This is a genomic window from Nocardia fodinahabitans, from assembly GCF_052983615.1.
In genome coordinates this window covers 4,264,713-4,280,862 of record NZ_JBRJJC010000001.1, presented here as the reverse complement: position 1 = coordinate 4,280,862, position 16,150 = coordinate 4,264,713, and the positions used below count along the sequence as shown (strand labels likewise).

General features: G+C 70.4%; 16 protein-coding genes. 8 read left to right on the top strand and 8 right to left on the bottom strand.

Going from position 1 to position 16,150, the window contains the following annotated elements; translation table 11 throughout:
• Positions 1–24: 24 nt before the first annotated feature.
• On the bottom strand, positions 25–720 hold the full coding sequence (pdxH, locus tag NV348_RS20000) for a pyridoxamine 5'-phosphate oxidase (RefSeq protein ID WP_447148267.1): 696 nt from the start codon (positions 718–720) through the stop codon (positions 25–27).
• Between the two features lie 128 nt (positions 721–848).
• Here pdxH and NV348_RS19995 point away from each other — a divergent pair, with 128 nt between their 5' ends.
• Together NV348_RS19995 and NV348_RS19990 are read left to right on the top strand one after the other, a co-directional pair.
• Positions 849–1,949, top strand: coding sequence for a citrate synthase 2 (locus NV348_RS19995; RefSeq protein ID WP_447148266.1), 1,101 nt, complete (start codon positions 849–851; stop codon positions 1,947–1,949).
• A gap of 402 nt (positions 1,950–2,351) precedes the next feature.
• A complete protein-coding gene (locus NV348_RS19990; protein WP_447148265.1) occupies positions 2,352–3,083 on the top strand; it encodes a polysaccharide deacetylase family protein in 732 nt (243 codons plus the stop codon).
• An 81-nt stretch (positions 3,084–3,164) separates the two neighbouring features.
• Here the strand turns inward: NV348_RS19990 and NV348_RS19985 are convergent, their stop codons facing one another.
• Positions 3,165–3,800, bottom strand: coding sequence for a hypothetical protein (locus tag NV348_RS19985; RefSeq protein ID WP_447148264.1), 636 nt, complete (start codon positions 3,798–3,800; stop codon positions 3,165–3,167).
• 292 nt (positions 3,801–4,092) lie between these two features.
• On the opposite strand from NV348_RS19985, the gene serC reads away from it, so the two are divergent.
• The 3 genes from serC to NV348_RS19970 all read left to right on the top strand — a co-directional run bounded on the left by serC (position 4,093) and on the right by NV348_RS19970 (position 7,418).
• Positions 4,093–5,214, top strand: coding sequence for a phosphoserine transaminase (serC, locus tag NV348_RS19980; RefSeq protein WP_447148263.1), 1,122 nt, complete (start codon positions 4,093–4,095; stop codon positions 5,212–5,214).
• A 313-nt stretch (positions 5,215–5,527) separates the two neighbouring features.
• The gene (gene sepH / locus NV348_RS19975) at positions 5,528–6,517 is read left to right on the top strand and encodes a septation protein SepH (protein WP_447148262.1); all 990 of its coding nucleotides are present in this window, start codon (positions 5,528–5,530) and stop codon (positions 6,515–6,517) included.
• Between the two features lie 160 nt (positions 6,518–6,677).
• A complete protein-coding gene (locus NV348_RS19970; protein ID WP_447148261.1) occupies positions 6,678–7,418 on the top strand; it encodes a DUF6928 family protein in 741 nt (246 codons plus the stop codon).
• A 6-nt stretch (positions 7,419–7,424) separates the two neighbouring features.
• Here NV348_RS19970 and NV348_RS19965 read toward each other — a convergent pair whose 3' ends face one another.
• Together NV348_RS19965 and NV348_RS19960 are read right to left on the bottom strand one after the other, a co-directional pair.
• Positions 7,425–7,724, bottom strand: coding sequence for a DUF2537 domain-containing protein (locus NV348_RS19965; protein ID WP_447148260.1), 300 nt, complete (start codon positions 7,722–7,724; stop codon positions 7,425–7,427).
• Positions 7,721–8,524, bottom strand: coding sequence for a TrmH family RNA methyltransferase (locus NV348_RS19960; protein WP_447148259.1), 804 nt, complete (start codon positions 8,522–8,524; stop codon positions 7,721–7,723). The genes NV348_RS19965 and NV348_RS19960 overlap by 4 nt, the downstream gene beginning before the upstream one ends.
• A gap of 25 nt (positions 8,525–8,549) precedes the next feature.
• Between NV348_RS19960 and NV348_RS19955 the strand changes: the two genes are divergently transcribed.
• Positions 8,550–8,942: a YccF domain-containing protein gene (locus tag NV348_RS19955; RefSeq protein WP_447148258.1), complete on the top strand. Its 393-nt coding sequence runs from the start codon at positions 8,550–8,552 to the stop codon at positions 8,940–8,942.
• Here the strand turns inward: NV348_RS19955 and NV348_RS19950 are convergent, their stop codons facing one another.
• Positions 8,943–9,380 (bottom strand): MarR family winged helix-turn-helix transcriptional regulator, encoded by a 438-nt coding sequence (locus tag NV348_RS19950; protein ID WP_447148257.1) that lies wholly within the window; start codon positions 9,378–9,380, stop codon positions 8,943–8,945.
• 62 nt (positions 9,381–9,442) lie between these two features.
• Between NV348_RS19950 and NV348_RS19945 the strand changes: the two genes are divergently transcribed.
• The gene (locus NV348_RS19945; protein WP_447148256.1) at positions 9,443–9,703 is read left to right on the top strand and encodes a DUF2530 domain-containing protein; all 261 of its coding nucleotides are present in this window, start codon (positions 9,443–9,445) and stop codon (positions 9,701–9,703) included.
• Here NV348_RS19945 and NV348_RS19940 read toward each other — a convergent pair.
• Positions 9,700–10,173, bottom strand: a complete 474-nt coding sequence (locus tag NV348_RS19940) for an SRPBCC family protein (protein ID WP_447148255.1) — start codon at positions 10,171–10,173, stop codon at positions 9,700–9,702. The genes NV348_RS19945 and NV348_RS19940 overlap by 4 nt on opposite strands.
• 136 nt (positions 10,174–10,309) lie before the next feature.
• Positions 10,310–12,373, bottom strand: coding sequence for a neutral/alkaline ceramidase (locus NV348_RS19935; protein ID WP_447148254.1), 2,064 nt, complete (start codon positions 12,371–12,373; stop codon positions 10,310–10,312).
• A 119-nt stretch (positions 12,374–12,492) separates the two neighbouring features.
• Here NV348_RS19935 and NV348_RS19930 point away from each other — a divergent pair, with 119 nt between their 5' ends.
• Positions 12,493–13,119 (top strand): TetR/AcrR family transcriptional regulator, encoded by a 627-nt coding sequence (locus NV348_RS19930; RefSeq protein WP_447148253.1) that lies wholly within the window; start codon positions 12,493–12,495, stop codon positions 13,117–13,119.
• Here the strand turns inward: NV348_RS19930 and NV348_RS19925 are convergent.
• Positions 13,116–15,971: a sacsin N-terminal ATP-binding-like domain-containing protein gene (locus NV348_RS19925; RefSeq protein WP_447148252.1), complete on the bottom strand. Its 2,856-nt coding sequence runs from the start codon at positions 15,969–15,971 to the stop codon at positions 13,116–13,118. The two genes, NV348_RS19930 and NV348_RS19925, sit on opposite strands and share 4 nt — an antisense overlap.
• Positions 15,972–16,150 lie beyond the last annotated feature (179 nt).

Sequence of the window (16,150 nt, the reverse complement as noted above, 5' to 3'; positions counted from 1 at the left end):
CTCGGTGACATTGCCCACCGCTCGTTAGGGCTGCAAACGTTCCACGGTTGTGCCTGCTTCCCCGATCCGCATGACGATCCGGTTGTGCAGCCGGCCCCGCCTGCCCTGCCAGAACTCCACCTCGTCGGGCCGCAGCAGATACCCGCCCCAGAACGGCGGGACCGGGATGTCGTCGACGTCGGCGAAGCGAGCCGTGGTCTCGGCCAGCGACCGATCCACCTCGGCGCGCGAGGCGGCGGGGCGCGACTGCTGGGAGGCCCACGCGCCCAGCCGCGAGTCGCGCGGGCGGCTGTGCCAGTAGGCCTCGGTCACCTCGGCCGGCACCCGCTCGGCGATCCCGCGCAGGTGGACCTGCCGGGCCAGCGCGGGCCAGACGAAGGTCGCCGCGGCGTACGGGTCGGCGGCGAGCTGATTGCCCTTGGCCGATTCGTAGTTCGAGTAGAAGGAGACGCCCTCGGGCGAGAGTCCCTTGCACAGGACGGTGCGCGTGACCGGGCGCGGAGCCGGGCCGGTCAGCGACACCGTGGCCAGCACCATCGCGTTGGGTTCGGCGATGCCGAGACCGCGCGCCTGCTCGATCCAGCGGCGCAGCAACGGTTCCCAGCCGCCGGCCACCCAGGTCTCGTCGAGATCGGTTTCCTCCGGTACCGACAGCGGGTCGCCGTAGTCGACGCGCATGGCGGCGAGGTCGGCCGCGGTAGCGGGTTCGTGGTCAACCATGAGGACAGACGGTACGCCGGGGCGCGGGCCGGGACAGGGTCCAGGTCTGGTCAGGGGCGACGTTACTACCCGGTATCCCCAGGGCTATGGTTCAGAAAGATCGGCATGCCCCTGCAAGGAGAGTCACCATGACTACCAGCTCGGTACCACAGGATTTCGTCAGCGGATTGGAAGGCGTGGTGGCCTTCACCACCGACATCGCCGAGCCGGACAAGGATGGTGGCGCGCTCCGTTATCGCGGCGTCGACATCGAGGATCTGGTCGCCAATCGAGTCACCTTCGGTGACGTGTGGGCTCTGCTGGTCGACGGCCAGTTCGGCCGCGGCCTCCCGCCCGCCGAACCGTTCCCGCTGCCGGTGCACACCGGCGACGTGCGCGTCGACGTGCAGGCCGGCCTGGCCATGCTCGCCCCGATCTGGGGCTACGAGCCGCTGCTCGACATCGACGACGAGACCGCCCGCGAGAACCTGGCCCGCGCCTCGGTGATGGCGCTGTCCTACGTGGCGCAGTCCGCCCGCGGCATCTATCAGCCCGCCGTTCCGCAGCGCAAGATCGACGAGTGCACCACGGTCACCGAGCGATTCATGACCCGTTGGAAGGGCGACCCGGACCCGCGCCACACCGAGGCGATCGACGCCTACTGGGTGTCGGCGGCCGAGCACGGCATGAACGCCTCCACCTTCACCGCCCGCGTCATCGCCTCCACCGGCGCCGACGTGGCGGCGTCGCTGTCGGGCGCGATCGGCGCCATGTCCGGCCCGCTGCACGGTGGCGCGCCCGCCCGCGTGCTCCCGATGATCGAGGCCGTCGAGCAGAGCGGCGACGCCCGCGCGCTGGTCAAGGGCATCCTGGACCGCAAAGAGAAGCTGATGGGCTTCGGTCACCGCGTCTACCGTGCCGAGGACCCGCGCGCCCGCGTGCTGCGCGCCACCGCCGAGCGCCTCGGCGCCCCGCGCTTCGAGGTCGCCGCCGCACTGGAACAGGCCGCCCTCGCCGAACTCCGCGAGCGCCGCCCCGACCGCGCCATCGAGACCAATGTCGAGTTCTGGGCCGCGGTCATCCTCGACTTCGCCGAGGTCCCCGCGCACATGATGCCCGCCATGTTCACCTGCGGCCGGACCGCCGGCTGGTGCGCGCACATCCTGGAGCAGAAGCAGCTCGGCAAGCTCGTCCGCCCGGCCGCCATCTACACCGGCCCCGGCCCCCGCACCCCCGAAGAGGTCGCTTAGCTGGTCCACCATCGCCGGCTGACCCACCCCGCATCGCCCGACCGGGCGTCGACGGCCACCCCGGCCGCCGACGCCCGGTCGTTTCGGATCTACCGGCTGTTCTTCGACGCGCAACCCGGCGCCGACATGATCGGCTCGCGGAACGTGGCAGGTAGACGGCCTGTTCGGCACGGTGGATGTGCTCGGCGGCGGTAATGTTCAGCCGACCTGAACGACAAGGGTGGGCTGTGCGGAACGAGGGTTTCTCCCGGCGTGGGCTTTTCGGCGCGGGGGCCGCGTTGGCGGCGAGTGTGCTTGCCGAACGGCTGTGCTGCCGCGCAGGGTGATTCGGCCGCGCCCGAGGTGGCAGGCGGTTCGTCCGGTGCGGCGCCGATTGCCGGCAGTCCGTCCAGCGCCGCGCCGGTGTCCGCGCGACCGATCTCGACTGTGCTCGCGCCGCCCGCGGTCTCCCCCGCCGCCGTCGCCGCCCGGCACGCGGGCGCGCGGCCACACGCGTGGGGTGTCGATCTGCCGGGCATCACCAGCGGTTTCCCGGCTGCGGGCAAGCAGCTGGCGCTCACCTTCGACGCCTGCGGCGGACCGGGCAACAGCGACATCGACCAGGCGCTGATCGACGTGCTGGTCGCCGAACGGATTCCGGCGACGCTGTTTCTCAACAAACGCTGGATCGACGCCGATCCAGGCAGGGTGCAGCGGCTGGCCGCGAACCCGCTGTTCGAGCTGGCCAGCCACGGTGTCGCGCACAAACCGCTCTCGATGACCGGGCGGGCGGCCTACAACATCGCGGGCACCGCGTCAGCGGACGAAGCGGTGCACGAGGTGTGGGCCAATCACGAACGCCTGCTCGAGCTGACCGGACGGGCGCCGCGATTCTTCCGCGCGGGCACCGCCCACTACGACGATGTCGCGGTCGCCATCGTCAACGAGCTGGGCGAGACCCCGCTGGGGTTCACGGTCAACGCCGACTTCGGCGCCACCGCGTCGGCGGCCCAGGTGCAGCGCGCCATGAGCGCGGCCGCACCGGGCGGCATCGTGCTCGCCCATATGCACCGGCCGAAGTCGGGCACCGCGGCGGGCATGGCCGCCGCGATTCCGGCACTGCGCGCGTCCGGGTTCACCTTCGTCCACCTGTAGTCGCGGCGCCGATCGGGAGACGACACGCACTCGGTGTGGACCGAGCGCGGGGCACAGCCCGGCGCGGTAGGCCCGGGCGATTCAGGTCAGGCTGGTGAAGTCGATGGCGACGGACGCGCCGCGATCGACGGTGAAGAAGGCGGCGTCGAGGCGGGTGCCGAGCTCGATGAGACCGACCGCGGCCAGGGGGACCGGCTGGATCAGGCGGACCCGCCACGGGGTGGGCTCGTCCCAGGCGCGCAGCTCCAGGTCGAGGCGCAGGACCGGGTCGTCGCGGCCGGTGTAGTCGGCGGCGACCGGGGCGACGGCGAGGACCGTGGCCTCGGCGCGGCGGCCGTTGGCCAGGATCTTGGCGGCCGCGCTGCGGCCCGACTGGGGCACCTCGGGGACGAACAGCACCACGCGTTCGCGGTCGCCCGGATCGACCCGGCAGCCGACGGCGTCGCCGGGCTGCATCCATTCCAGGTCCTGGCTACGGACCCGCTGCCGGACCCGCGCGTCGTAGGCCAGCTCGCCGGGCAGCTGCACCCGCACCGAGAATCGGTAGCCGCCCTCCCCCCGCCGGGACCGCGCCGACAGCACGGTGGCGGTCGCGGGCAACCCCCTGATCAGCAGTTCCCGCCGGGAACTCTCGGCCAGCAATCCCGGCCGCCGCCCGAACGCCCAGGCAAACCGGTCGAGCAGGGTCCGACCCGAGTCGGCCACGGCGAGGCTCATAGCAGAAGAGTAATGCGAACTACCTTCCGGCAGGGGCAAATTCCCCGCACCCGCCCGGCCCGCGCCGTCTGCGCCCGATGACGTCCCGGCGAGGACGAGATCGAGATGCCGTCGCCTCGGGGCGATGGTCAGCCCGAGCGACCCGCGCGCGTTCGGCTCGACCGACTTCCCCGGCCCCATCTCCTGAGCGAGCGTCCAGCCGACCGCGCACCCGAGTGGGCCGCCTCACAGCCGCTTCGCGACCCCGCCCCCGTGCGCGTTCGACCATCGGCGGACCACTAAACTCGCCCCCATGACCAGTGCGTTCCCGACCATTCCCGCCGACCTCAAGCCCGCCGACGGACGGTTCGGCTGCGGCCCGTCCAAGGTCCGCCCGGAGCAGCTGCAGTCCCTGGTGACTGTCGGCGCCTCGGTGTTCGGCACCTCGCATCGCCAGAAGCCGGTCAAGGACGTCGTGGCGCGGGTGCGCAACGGCCTGCGCGAGCTGTTCTCCCTGCCCGAGGGCTACGAAGTGGTGCTCGGCAACGGTGGCACCACCGCGTTCTGGGACGCCGCCGCCTTCGGCCTGATCCGCGAGCGCTCGCTGCACCTGACCAACGGCGAGTTCTCCTCGAAGTTCGCCTCGGTCGCCAAGGGCAACCCGTTCATCGGTGACCCGATCGTCGTGTCGTCGGAGCCGGGCAGCGCGCCCGAGCCCGTCTCGGACCCCTCGGTCGACCTCATCGGCTGGGCCCACAACGAGACCTCGACCGGTGTGTCCATCCCGGTGTCGCGTCCGGTCGGCTCGGAGAACGCCCTGATCGCCATCGACGCCACCTCCGGCGCGGGTGGTCTGCCGGTGAACATCGCCGACTCCGACGTGTACTACTTCGCCCCGCAGAAGTGCTTCGCCGCCGACGGTGGCCTGTGGATCGCGATCATGAGCCCGGCCGCGCTGGCCCGCGTCGAGGAGATCAAGGCCTCGGGCCGCTGGACCCCGGAGTTCCTGTCGCTGCCGATCGCGATCGACAACTCCACCAAGGACCAGACCTACAACACCCCGGCGCTGGCCACCCTGCTGCTGTTCGCCGACCAGATCGAGTGGATGAACGCCAACGGCGGCCTGGACTGGACCGTCAAGCGCACCCTGGACTCGTCCTCGCGCCTGTACTCGTGGGCCGAGTCGAGCTCCTTCGCCACCCCGTACGTCGCCGAGCCGGCGCACCGTTCGCAGGTCGTGGGCACCATCGACTTCGACGACGCGGTCGACGCCGCCCAGGTCGCGAAGATCCTGCGGGCCAACGGCATCGTCGACACCGAGCCGTACCGGAAGCTGGGCCGTAACCAGCTCCGCGTCGGCATGTTCCCGGCGATCGATCCGGACGACGTTTCGCAGCTGACCCGCTCGATCGACTGGGTCGTCGGTCAGCTCTGAGATAAGACCGCAATCAGGGCCGGTGCCCGGTGAACCATTTCCGGTTCATCGAGCACCGGCCCTTTGCATTGGTTCTCCACGGGTTCGCAACATTTGCATTCCGGCACACCCCCGCGGGCCGGTATTTGATGTTGATCAATCACCAAACTCCCTGCACACGACCAGGATTCGTGTGGTGAGCCGATCAGATTAGCGGGACCTGGGGCCCGGGTGCGCGATTTCGGTCGTGCGTGTCTGCTGCCGCGGGCAAGTAATGTGCACTACTGTCTAGGAAAGTGGGCGGTGTCGTAGCCGACGCGATAGGGAGGTAACGGTGCGTGAACTTCGAGTGATCGGGGTGACGCCCGACTCCACGCACATCGTGTGCAGTGACACCGAGTCCGGCACCAAGTTCCGGTTGCCCGCCGACGACAAGCTCCGCGCGGCGGCGCGCGGCGACCTCGCACGATTCGGCCAGATCGAGATCGAAACGGAAGCGTCTATGCGTCCTCGCGATATCCAGGCCCGTATTCGAGCCGGAGCGTCCGTCGAGCAGGTCACGGCGGAGTCCGGGATGCCGGCCACCAAAGTCGAACGTTTCGCCTACCCGGTGTTGCTGGAGCGTGCCCGCGCCGCCGAACTGGCACAGAAAGCGCATCCGGTGCGCCCGGACGGTCCCGCGCTGGAAACGCTGCACGAGATCGTCACCGCGGCCTTCGCCGAACGCGGTCACACCATCGAACAGGCCGAATGGGACGCCTGGAAAGACGAAAAGGGGTTCTGGGTCGCCCAATTGCAGTGGCGGCACGGACACTCCGAGATCGCCGCGCACTGGCGCTACCAGCCGGACGCGCACGGCGGCTCGGTCTCCCCGCTCGACGACCCGGCCAACGACCTGATCGATCCCGATTTCGGGCGCGCGCTGCGTGGCCTGGCCACCATCCTGCCCACCCCGGTGGAGAAGGCACCGCCGGTCGTGGAGCCGCCGATCCCGGTCGAGCCGCGCCCGCGTGAGCAGGTCGCCCCGACCGCACGTCCGACGGCCCGTCCCGCCCAGCCGACACTGGACGAGTACTACGAGCAGCGCGCGGTCGCCGCCGGTGGTGGCGCGGCGGCGATTCCGGCCGCCCCGGCCACGGCGCCGATCCCGGCCGTCCCGGCGACGCCGCCGAGTCAGCCGGTGGCGCAGCAGGACAAGGAGCCCGTCGCGCCGGAGCCGGCACCGGAGAAGCCCGCCGCCAAGCCCGCACGGGCCAAGCGCGGCAAGGCGCCGATGCCGTCCTGGGAAGACGTCCTCCTGGGCGTCCGCAGCTCCGGGCACTAGAGCTGTTCCGTCTCCCCGGAATTCTTGGCCGGACTGAGGCGCGTGGTCGGGTGTGTTGGCGGCCGGTGGTGGTCGGTGGGGTTACGGTAGCCCGTTCCCGGTGAGTTACCCATGTTCTTGCTGGAGCTGGTGATTCGGTCTAGGTGGGAGGTGGTTGTCGGTGCTGTCCGCTTCCACGCTCTGGTATGTCGATACACCGGATCCGGTGGCCGTGCTGCGTGGGCGGCCCGAGCCTGATCCGGCGGCCGCGGCGGCCTTGGCCGGGCAGTTGTACGGCGAGCACGATGTGCGGCCGATCATGATCGGGACGCTCAACGGGTGTGCCGCGCCGGATCGGGACGAGGTGTACATCGGGTGCTATCCGGGGCTGACGGTCGTGTGCACGGCCGAGGCAGCGCTGGTGCGGCCGACGAAGCTGCCGGATCTGCTGGTGCGGCCGCTGGCCTCGGAGCACACCTATCTGGTCTCGTTCGACTCCAAGCTGCACTGGGGAGCGTTCGCGCACTGGGAACGCGGGGAGTTCCGGCGCTCGTTCAGTTCCACCCGGGTCGACATCCTGGAGAACGAGGGCTTGCCGATGGTGTGGGAACGGCCGTTCTGGGCCGGTGATCATCCGGTGCCGTGGCAGGCCGGCGACCATCCCGAACCGCAGTCGCTGCCGTTCGACCCGCCCGCCTTCGCCGACGCCGCCAACGACGAATGGCTGGCGTTCCGCTATCGCACGCCGGCCGCGCCCGGCGGCCTGGCCCCCGGCGACCTGGCGGTCTGCGGCTTCACGCTGTATCCGAAGGGTCAGGCACCGCAGCCACCACCACTGGTGCAGACGGGCAGTCCCGGCGCGGCCACCCGGCGCAAGCGTGGCCTGTTCGGCTGGCTGCACCGGACCGACCGGGTGCTGTGAGACCGCTCAGCTGAGCTGCTCGACGAGCAGTGACAGCCAGCCCAGCACCACCCCGAGCGCCGCACCGGCCAGCACCCAGCGCACCACCGGCGTGAACCGCCAGCGCCACGCGGTCGGCGCCACCCCGACCGCGGCGACCGCGTTCACCGCGACGGCGAGCAGCCAGTGGACGGTGGCCAGCGCGGCACCGAACGCGTACACCGCCACGGCGCCGAGCACCGCGACCAGCACCACCACCGTCACGCCGGCGGCCCACGGCACCGAATCCGGTTGCGCGCGATACGGACCGTCCGGTTCCTGCTTCACGATGTTCGCACCCGCTCGTAGAAGGCCATCGCCGCCGCGGTCGCGACATTGAGCGAGTCGGTGCCGGGCGACATCGGAATTCTCGCGCGAATATCGGTGGCGCGCATGGCTTCTTCGGTCAGGCCGGGTCCTTCCGCGCCGAGCAACAGCGCGACCCGCTCCCCCGTCATCGCCGTCGCCAGGTTCACCGCCGCGGGATCCGGCGTCAGCGCGATGACCTGGAAGCCGCGCTCGCGCAGCAGTTCCAGCCCACCCGGCCACTGCGGCAGCTGCGCGAACGGCACCCGCAGCACGTGCCCCATCGAGACGCGCACCGCGCGCCGGTAGAGCGGATCAGCGCAACGGTCACCGAAGAGCACCGCGTCCGCGCCGAGCCCGGCCGCGTTGCGGAACATCGAACCCAGGTTCTCGTGATCGTTGACGCCCTCGAGCACCGCCACCGTGCGGGCGCCGTCGAGCACCTCGTCGACCGACAGCTCGGCGGGCCGCGGCGCCACCGCGAGCACGCCCCGGTTGAGATGGAAGCCGACCACCTCGGCCATCACCTCGGCACTGGCCCGGTAGTACGGGATGTCCCGATCGGCCAGATCCTCGGCCAGCGCCGCGTAGCGCTTCCCGACGCCGAGCAGCGCGCTGGGGGTGAACCTGGAGTCGAGCATCCGCTGCACGACCACGACGCCCTCCGCGATGACCAGGCCCTTGCGGCCCGGCAGGTCGGGCCTGCGGTCGGCGGAGGACAGGTCACGGAAGTCGTCGACGCGCGGGTCGGCGGGGTCGTCGATATCGATCACGTCAGCCACTGGATAATCCTGGCATGATGAATGTATGAAGCTCGTACAGTTGATCTTGAACATCCTGTGGGTGGTGCTGTGCGGTTTCTGGATGGCCCTCGGCTACCTGCTCGCGGCACTGATCTGCTTCATCCTGATCATCACCATCCCGTTCGGTATCGCGTCACTGCGGATCGCCGGCTACGTCCTGTGGCCGTTCGGCCGCAGCGTGGTCGACAAACCGAGCGCGGGCGCCGGTTCGCTGATCGGCAACATCATCTGGTTCATCTTCGCGGGCTGGTGGCTGGCGATCGGTCACATCGCGACCAGCATCGCGCTGGCGGTGACGATCATCGGTCTGCCCTTCGCCTGGGCGAACCTCAAGCTGGTGCCGCTGTCGCTGTTCCCGCTGGGCCACGAGGTCGTCGACTCGGACGAGGCGCGCTGATCACTCGGATTCGGCGACGATCTGGTTCATGATCTCGACCGCCCGGTCCAGGATCGCGATCTGCTCGGGTTGCAGGCGCGCGAGCTGATCGGTCATCCAGGCCTCACGGGCGCTGGTCTCGTCGGCCACCAGCGCGCGCCCGGCCGGGGACAGCGAGACGATGATCTGCCTGCCGTCGGTCGGATGCGGCCGACGCTGGACCAGGTTCAGGTCCGACAACGAGGCGATGACACGCGTCATCGACGGCGGCTGCACCCGTTCTTTGCCCGCCAGCGCCCCGGGTGTCATGGCACCATCACGCGCCAGCGTCGCCAGCGCCGACAGCTGGGTGAGCGAGATCTGGGCGTCGGCACGGCGACCGCGCAGATGTCGCGTGAGCCGTACGACGGCCAGTGAGAGGTCACCGGCCAGGGCACGGACGTCCGATGGCGTTGTCACAGTGCAGAACTCTACGGTACGTCCGCGCCACCTGATGAGTTTCACGCGGCTACTGTTTGGGTATGGATAACGGTCACGTCAGCTCCGCGGTCCCCGAACTGCCTCGAAGCCTGGTCGACCCGCGTCCGGTGGTGGTGGCCGGATTCGTCGCCTGGCTCGTCGCGACCGCGCTGGTGTGGCTGAATCCGGCCTGGTCGGAGGCTCGGTCGGTGTGCCTGATGGGATTGCTGGTCGGGGTGCTCGGCGTCTCGATCTACCTGGCCCAGCTCCGCTCCGCTCGTCGCGGTGACAAGGGCGCGCAGGTGGGTCTGTCGGCCGACTAGTGTGCGGCACCTGTCGCAGATTCCTCGAGTATCGTTTTGATGTCGGCCAGGCGCTCGACCAGATGCGGCCGTAATCTGCGTTCGATCCACGGTGTCAGCCACCGGAGCAGGGTGCGTGGTCGAAGGGTTTCCCGGTGGTGCAGGATGGTTCCTTCTGCCGTCGGTTCGAGGTCATAGGTCAAGTGCCCGGCGAACCATGCGGAATGGAACTCGATGCGGAGCCGGTGCGGCTCCCACACTTCCGAGACGGCGTTCTCGATATGGAGCCGGCATCCGCGCGCCACCGTCACCCACTCGTGCCAGCGTGTACCGGGCGTCGTCGGGCCGACCGGCTCCTTGACCAGGCGCACCGTAGCCCTCCGGGGGATCGGCTCGAAGTCCTGAATATCGGCTAGAAACGCGAACACCGCGGCCGGTGAGCGTCGAATCACGACAGCCAGATCGAAGTTCGCCAGTCCGGTCGTCCACACCGGCGCGCTGCCGGAATGTGGTCCTTCCATATGACCAGGGTCGGCGTGTTATCGGTGGCGGTCGCGGGTCGTAAGACCCTTCTTGGACAGCCGAAAGTCGCTCGAGGTCGCCAGGCGGGCACCGCCATCGTCATCCTCAGCCGTGCCGGGCGGCGGTCACCTCGAACTCCGCGCTGGTACCGGTCACCGGGCGCAGCACGCCGTCGGCGCCCAGTGCGTCGACGTAGTGCACGAACCGGTGCGTGCCTACCGCGGCCGCCGCCGGGACATCCCAGGTGAAGCGGGCGATCGAGACCGCGTCGCCCGCCTTGCGCCAGTGGAACCGCACATCCCACTCCCCCTCGTTGGCCACCCGCACCCATTCGCCTGCACCGGTGCGGCGCTGGACCACCAGGAAGGTGTCACCGCGGCGCGGATTGTGCTTGGGGTGCGCCGAGACGAATTCGACGGCGACCCGCTCACCCTGCGCGCACTGCGCGGGCGGCTGCACCAGGACGTCACCGAAGCCGCGGCCCAGCGGTGTCGCGTCCGGGCCCGGCGCACCGGCGAAGTTCGGCTGCAGCGCGGAGACATCACGGGGCGCCGGACCGCGCCCGATCGCCCCGCCCGCGACGAACGTCGTGGCCAGCCGGGTGAACTCCTGCTGATACGCGCACAGCGTGTAGCGGCCGAACAGCGTCGAGGCGCCCTCGTACTGCTGCGCGTCGTACTCCTCCGGCGTGGTGACGTACTCGTGGTAGGAGTTCGCGTACCCCTGCAGCAGCACGTGTTCGGGCTCGACGCCGAGCACCGCCGCCACCGCGCGCCGCACCCGCAGCCCGGCGACGATGGTGAATTCCGCACCGGCGGCGGCCAGATAGAGCCCGCCGATCCGGATCAGCTGGATCGGCACCACGTTCGGCACCCACGGCACCGGCGGCAGCAGGCCCAGCGGCACCGCGATGGCCTTGGGCGCCTGGGCATCCGCCAGCCAGGCCGGGTGCGGATGATCGATCCCGCCGAGGAAATCCACCATCGGATTGCGCACGCCCTCGGGAATCGGCCCGCCGGGCAGGCCCGGCCCGTCCTCGACGCTGCCCGCGATCAGCGAAACACCCGCGGCGGCAGGCGAAGTGCGCCGCGGGGCGCCGTCCGGGGTGAACCGGCCGTCCACCGCGATATCGGCCAGGTCGATGTAGCACAGCGTCGACGCGACCGGACCGGACATCGATACCGCCTGCGCGGCGGCCGCGATGGACGCGGCGTGCTGGCGCTCGCCGAGGATCCTGGTGTTGTCGAACTCGTCGGTGGTCGGCCCGTCGCCCGGCCGCAGATTCAGGTTGGGCGACATGTCACCGGCGTTGGTCTGCGCGAACGCCGCGATGTAGGACGGCGCGCCGTCGAGATGGCGTACGCCGTGCTCGATGTGCTCGGCGGCGAAGCTGGCGTAGCCCTTGTTGTCCGAACTGATCAGCCGGTTGGCGTTGGTCATCGAGGTGTTGTGGGTGGCGAACCAGGTCAGCGCGCCGACCTCACGACCCGCCCTGGTGAAGACCAGCGTGGTCACGGCCGGGTCGATGGCGTCGGGGAACACCGCGCGGTCGGCCTCGGGATTGCGCTCGAAGGCGACGCGGGACCGGTTCACGCTGGCGTCGTGCAGCGTGGCGCTGCCCAGCGCGATGGCGCCGGGCCCGAAATCGGCGTCGGCGGCGACGATCGCCTCGACGATGCCGTTCACCTCGGCGTCGTAGACCTGCTGCTGAAATCCCAGCGTCGCCAGCGTATAGGCGTAGTCGTGCGCGGAACCGCCACAACTGGCATGGGTGTGGGTGGAGGTGAGCACGACATTTCGCTCGGTATAGCGATCACCGAAACGTTGTGCGAGAGCGAGCAGTACACCGCGATGGACCGAGCCGAACACCGCACCGTTCTCCACCGCGACGTAAGCGATGCGATTTCCGTTCGCGCCGATCACGAACGCGCGCGCCCGGGGCCGCAGATGAATTCCCGCGGTCGCCTGATCGAGTTGCGAGTAGCCCATCATGCCGCATTCCGCGGCCGGACCGGTGAGATCGGCGATGCCGAGCCCGAATTCGAATCCGTCCGGTTTCGGATCCGCGCGGGCAGCGGGCGTCGCGGCGCCGGTGAGCGCCGAGACTGCGGGCACGGCGGCCACACCCAGGGCCGAGGCGGCCAGGACGGTACGGCGGGACACGGACATCAGGCGACTCCTTCGCAACTTCCGTTTCGGAGACAACCACATCAACTGGTCAGATGTCCAGGATTTTCTCGCGGACCGGCGAATTGACTGTTTGCCACGCGGGCGCTTAACTCGCACACGTGTCCTCCCGATTGAGCGTCGAAGAACGACGAGCCCACCTGATCGAGGCTGCGATCGGTCTCGCCGAGAAAAAAGGCGTCGCGGGCGTGACCACGCGCGATGTCGCACAAGCAGCGGGCGTCTCACTCGGTGTGGTGCATTACTGTTTCGAAAACAAGGACGCGCTGATGACCGAGCTGGTCAAAGCGTTGGCCATGGAATTGCGCGATTCCGTCGATGCCGATGATTCGCTGTGGGCGGATGCCGGAACCGGAAAAGAAGCGCTTCAGAAATTGGTGCGTTCCGGTTTGGAACTGATGTGGCGCAACATCGAAGCCACCCCGGAACGTCAGCTGCTCACCTACGAGACGACCACCTACGCTCTGCGCGAGGGCGAGGCGACGCCGGCCAAGATCGCGATCGCCCGCGAGCAGTACGCGTTCAACGACACCACCGTCGCCGACGTCATGGACCACTTCCGGGAAGCCACCGAGACCACCTGGACCACGCCCGTCACCGAGCTGAGCCGGTTCATCCTCAGCGTCATCGACGGGGTGGTGCTGCGCTGGCTCGTCGACGACGACAGCGAAGCCGTGCAGACCCAGCTCGACCTGCTCGCCGCGATGGTGGCCGCGCACGCGCGCTAGCCGCGCGGCACCTGCACGTGCACCGCGTCCTCGGTGTGCCACCACGGCACCCGCACCGTGCCCGTCAGCGCACCGCGCAGATGCACCTCGAGCGTCTCGTGCAGGACCAGCGCGCCCGAGGTGTCTCGCGGTGACCACAACTGACGCAGCACCACACCCAGCGCATCCGTGGCCCAGGTGGTCCGCCTGCCGGTGTCGAGCACCTCGGCGCTGACCTCCTCCGAGACCAGCGGCAGGTCCAGCAGCGTCGCCAGCGCCTCGGCGCCGTCGGTATCCCCGGCCACCAGCCGTTCCGGCGGGACGACCAGGCCGAAGCACGGCTGGTCCAGGACCATGACGGTGCTCGCGTCGACGACCGCGCCGGACAGGGCGCGCACCTGATCGGGCAGATCCAGCTCGCGCGGGTCCAGCGCACCGGACTCGACGGCGGCGGCCAGCCGGGCATGGGTATGCGCGATGACCTCGGGCGCGGGGGTTTTCGACGGGTCGGCGAGTGCGTCGAGGAGCTCCTCGGCCAGTTCGGCCGACATCACGTCCGGGCGGACCAGCAGCGGGCGCAGCACGTCCAGGTCGGGGCCGGTGATGCCGTCGACCTCGAAAGCCGGGAGCAGGCCCGCGAATTCGTCGTCGTCGGGATGCCGCAGGCGGCCGAGGGCGATATCGCCGATGTGCGCGTGCCGATGCAGCCACCAGGCGGTGTAGCCGTCGCGGTCGGCGAGCAGTGCGCGGGTGCGCGGCTCCGACAGCAGCTGACGTAGAGCGGCGGGCCAGCGGCTCTCGTCGACCAGATCGAGGTCGCGGACGGCGGCCAGCTCCCGGGGGTCCTCGGAAAGGCCGTCCCACCAGGTGTGTTCGTCGTCGAGGTCGTGATCGGGGCCGACCGGATCGGGATCGGTGACCACCGCGAAGTCCCAGCCGACACCGATCGCGCGCAGGGCCTTGGCGCCGTATTCGGCGACCGTGGCGTCGGCGACGGTGCCGAACGGTGAGTCGTCGACCAGGACGGCGGCCAGTGGCGCGCCGGGGAGCAGCAGTTCGTCGGCGGAGCGCAATTCGCCGGTGTCGTCGGGCAATTCGAGCAGGCCGAGCCAGGACGGGAGCAGTTCCGGGGTCGCGAAGGGCGCCAGCCGCAGGACCGCGTCGACGGTGTCGGGGTCGGCCGGGTCCTGCTCGAGCAGGTCGTGCAGGCCCGGGTCGGTGAGCAGGTCCTCCGCGGTGGCGCTGCGAGCACCGAGCCGGGCCAGCAGCGCATGCGTGGCGTCGGGGTGCACCAGGCGGGCCCAGTGCACCGGGACGGCCACCGTGAGCTGATCGTCGAGGACGACGGTGCGCGGGCCGGTGACGAGCCTGCCGTCGGCCAGCGGCACCGCGAGCGCGCCGAACTCCTCGGCGGTCACGGTGTCGACCACGAACGGTTCGAGCGCGGCGTAGAACCGCTGCCACCAGTGCGGCTCCCGATCCAGGCCGCTCGACAGATCGGCCAACGATGCCGGGCCGAGGCGGTGCACGTCGAGGACGGACAGCTTCTCCTGCTGGGCGCGGCCGGACAGCTCCGGGATCAGCAGGGGGCCGGTGATGTCGGCGAGCAGAACCGCCAATTCCGGTGTGAGGTCGGGGAATACGCTCGCGCGGGTCGGGGTGCTCACGCGGTCGGCGGTCGCTTCGGGTCGCACGGCCGAGCCCCTGGCGGCGGGCACCGTCGAGACCGAGCGGCCGAAGTCGTCGATGGCGTGCGCTGACAGCGCCGGCTCCGATGGCCGGGACTCGGTGGCCTGCTCGACCGGGTCGTCGATGCGGGCGGCGCAGACCGGCAGCCAGGGGTGGGTGCGGAGTTCGGTGGTGACGGCTTCGCGGAGGAGTCCGTCGGCCTCGCTGCGGGCGAAACCGGGGGCCGGGACGAGGACGAGGCGGTCGCGGGGCGGGAGGGCGCGGGCGAAATCGGCATAGCCGGTGGCCAGTTCGGCGAGGCGGGCGCCGGGCAGGAGGCGGCGGCGATCGGGCTGCATGGCGATGTCGGCCACCAGGATCGCGGGCAGGGACAGTTCCTCGTCGGAGCGGGTGGGGGCGCGCAGGACATCCGGGGCGGCGGCCACGGGTCGGCCGTCGCGCAGTGGGAGCAGCCAGCGGGCTCTGGGGGTGCGGTACTGCCACCAGCGCCGGGTGACGCCCTCCGGCTGGGTGACGGCCAGTTCGGTCAGGCCGCTGGCGCCGAGAGCGGTGACGGTGCTGGTGAATTCGTCGGTGCCGATCCGGATGCGGTGCAGGGCGGGCAGTTCCAGCAGCAGGGCGGTGGCTTCCGCGCGCAGGGCGGCGAGCAGGGCGTCCGCGTCGATGTCGGCGCGCAGGTGCACGACGACCTCGGTGTCGGCGCCGGCGACCGGGGTGGTCGGGACGGGCCAAGCGAGGCGCAGGACCGGCGGCTCGATCGTCGCCAGGTCTTCGGGGATCTCGATGCCGATGTCGTGCAACGCGTTCCGGGTCGCGGTCCGGGAGAACCGGATCGATCCGGTGGTGGACCGGACCTCGATCTCGTCGCCGACGGACCGCACCGCCGTGAAGCCGACGCCGAACCGCCCGACCTGCTCCGCCTCGGTCTTCCCGGACGCACGCAGCGCGGTGAGCGCGTGCACGCCGGAAACACTCAGCGGCACGCCGGTATTCGCGACATGCAGCCGCCCGTCGAGCACCCGGACACTCAACTCGCCCGGAACACCCGCCTTCGCCGCCGCGTCGGCCGCGTTCTGGGCCAGCTCGGTGAGCACCCGATCCCGGTAGCCCGCGGCCACCAGATCCGCCTCACTCGCACTGTCCTCCCGCAACCTGGTCGGCGAATCCCGCCAGGCGGCAAGCACTCCGGCACGCAGCTCCGCGGTGCCGAAGGGATCCGCCGATCCGTTCAGCGCGCCACCGACGATCCGTGCTCGTCGGCCGCATCACCCTCGGCCGCGTCGGCGACATCGCCCTCGGCAACCGCTGCACCCGAAGCGGTTTCGGTCGCGGCGTCGGCTCCGGTGGACGAACTCCCTGCCGC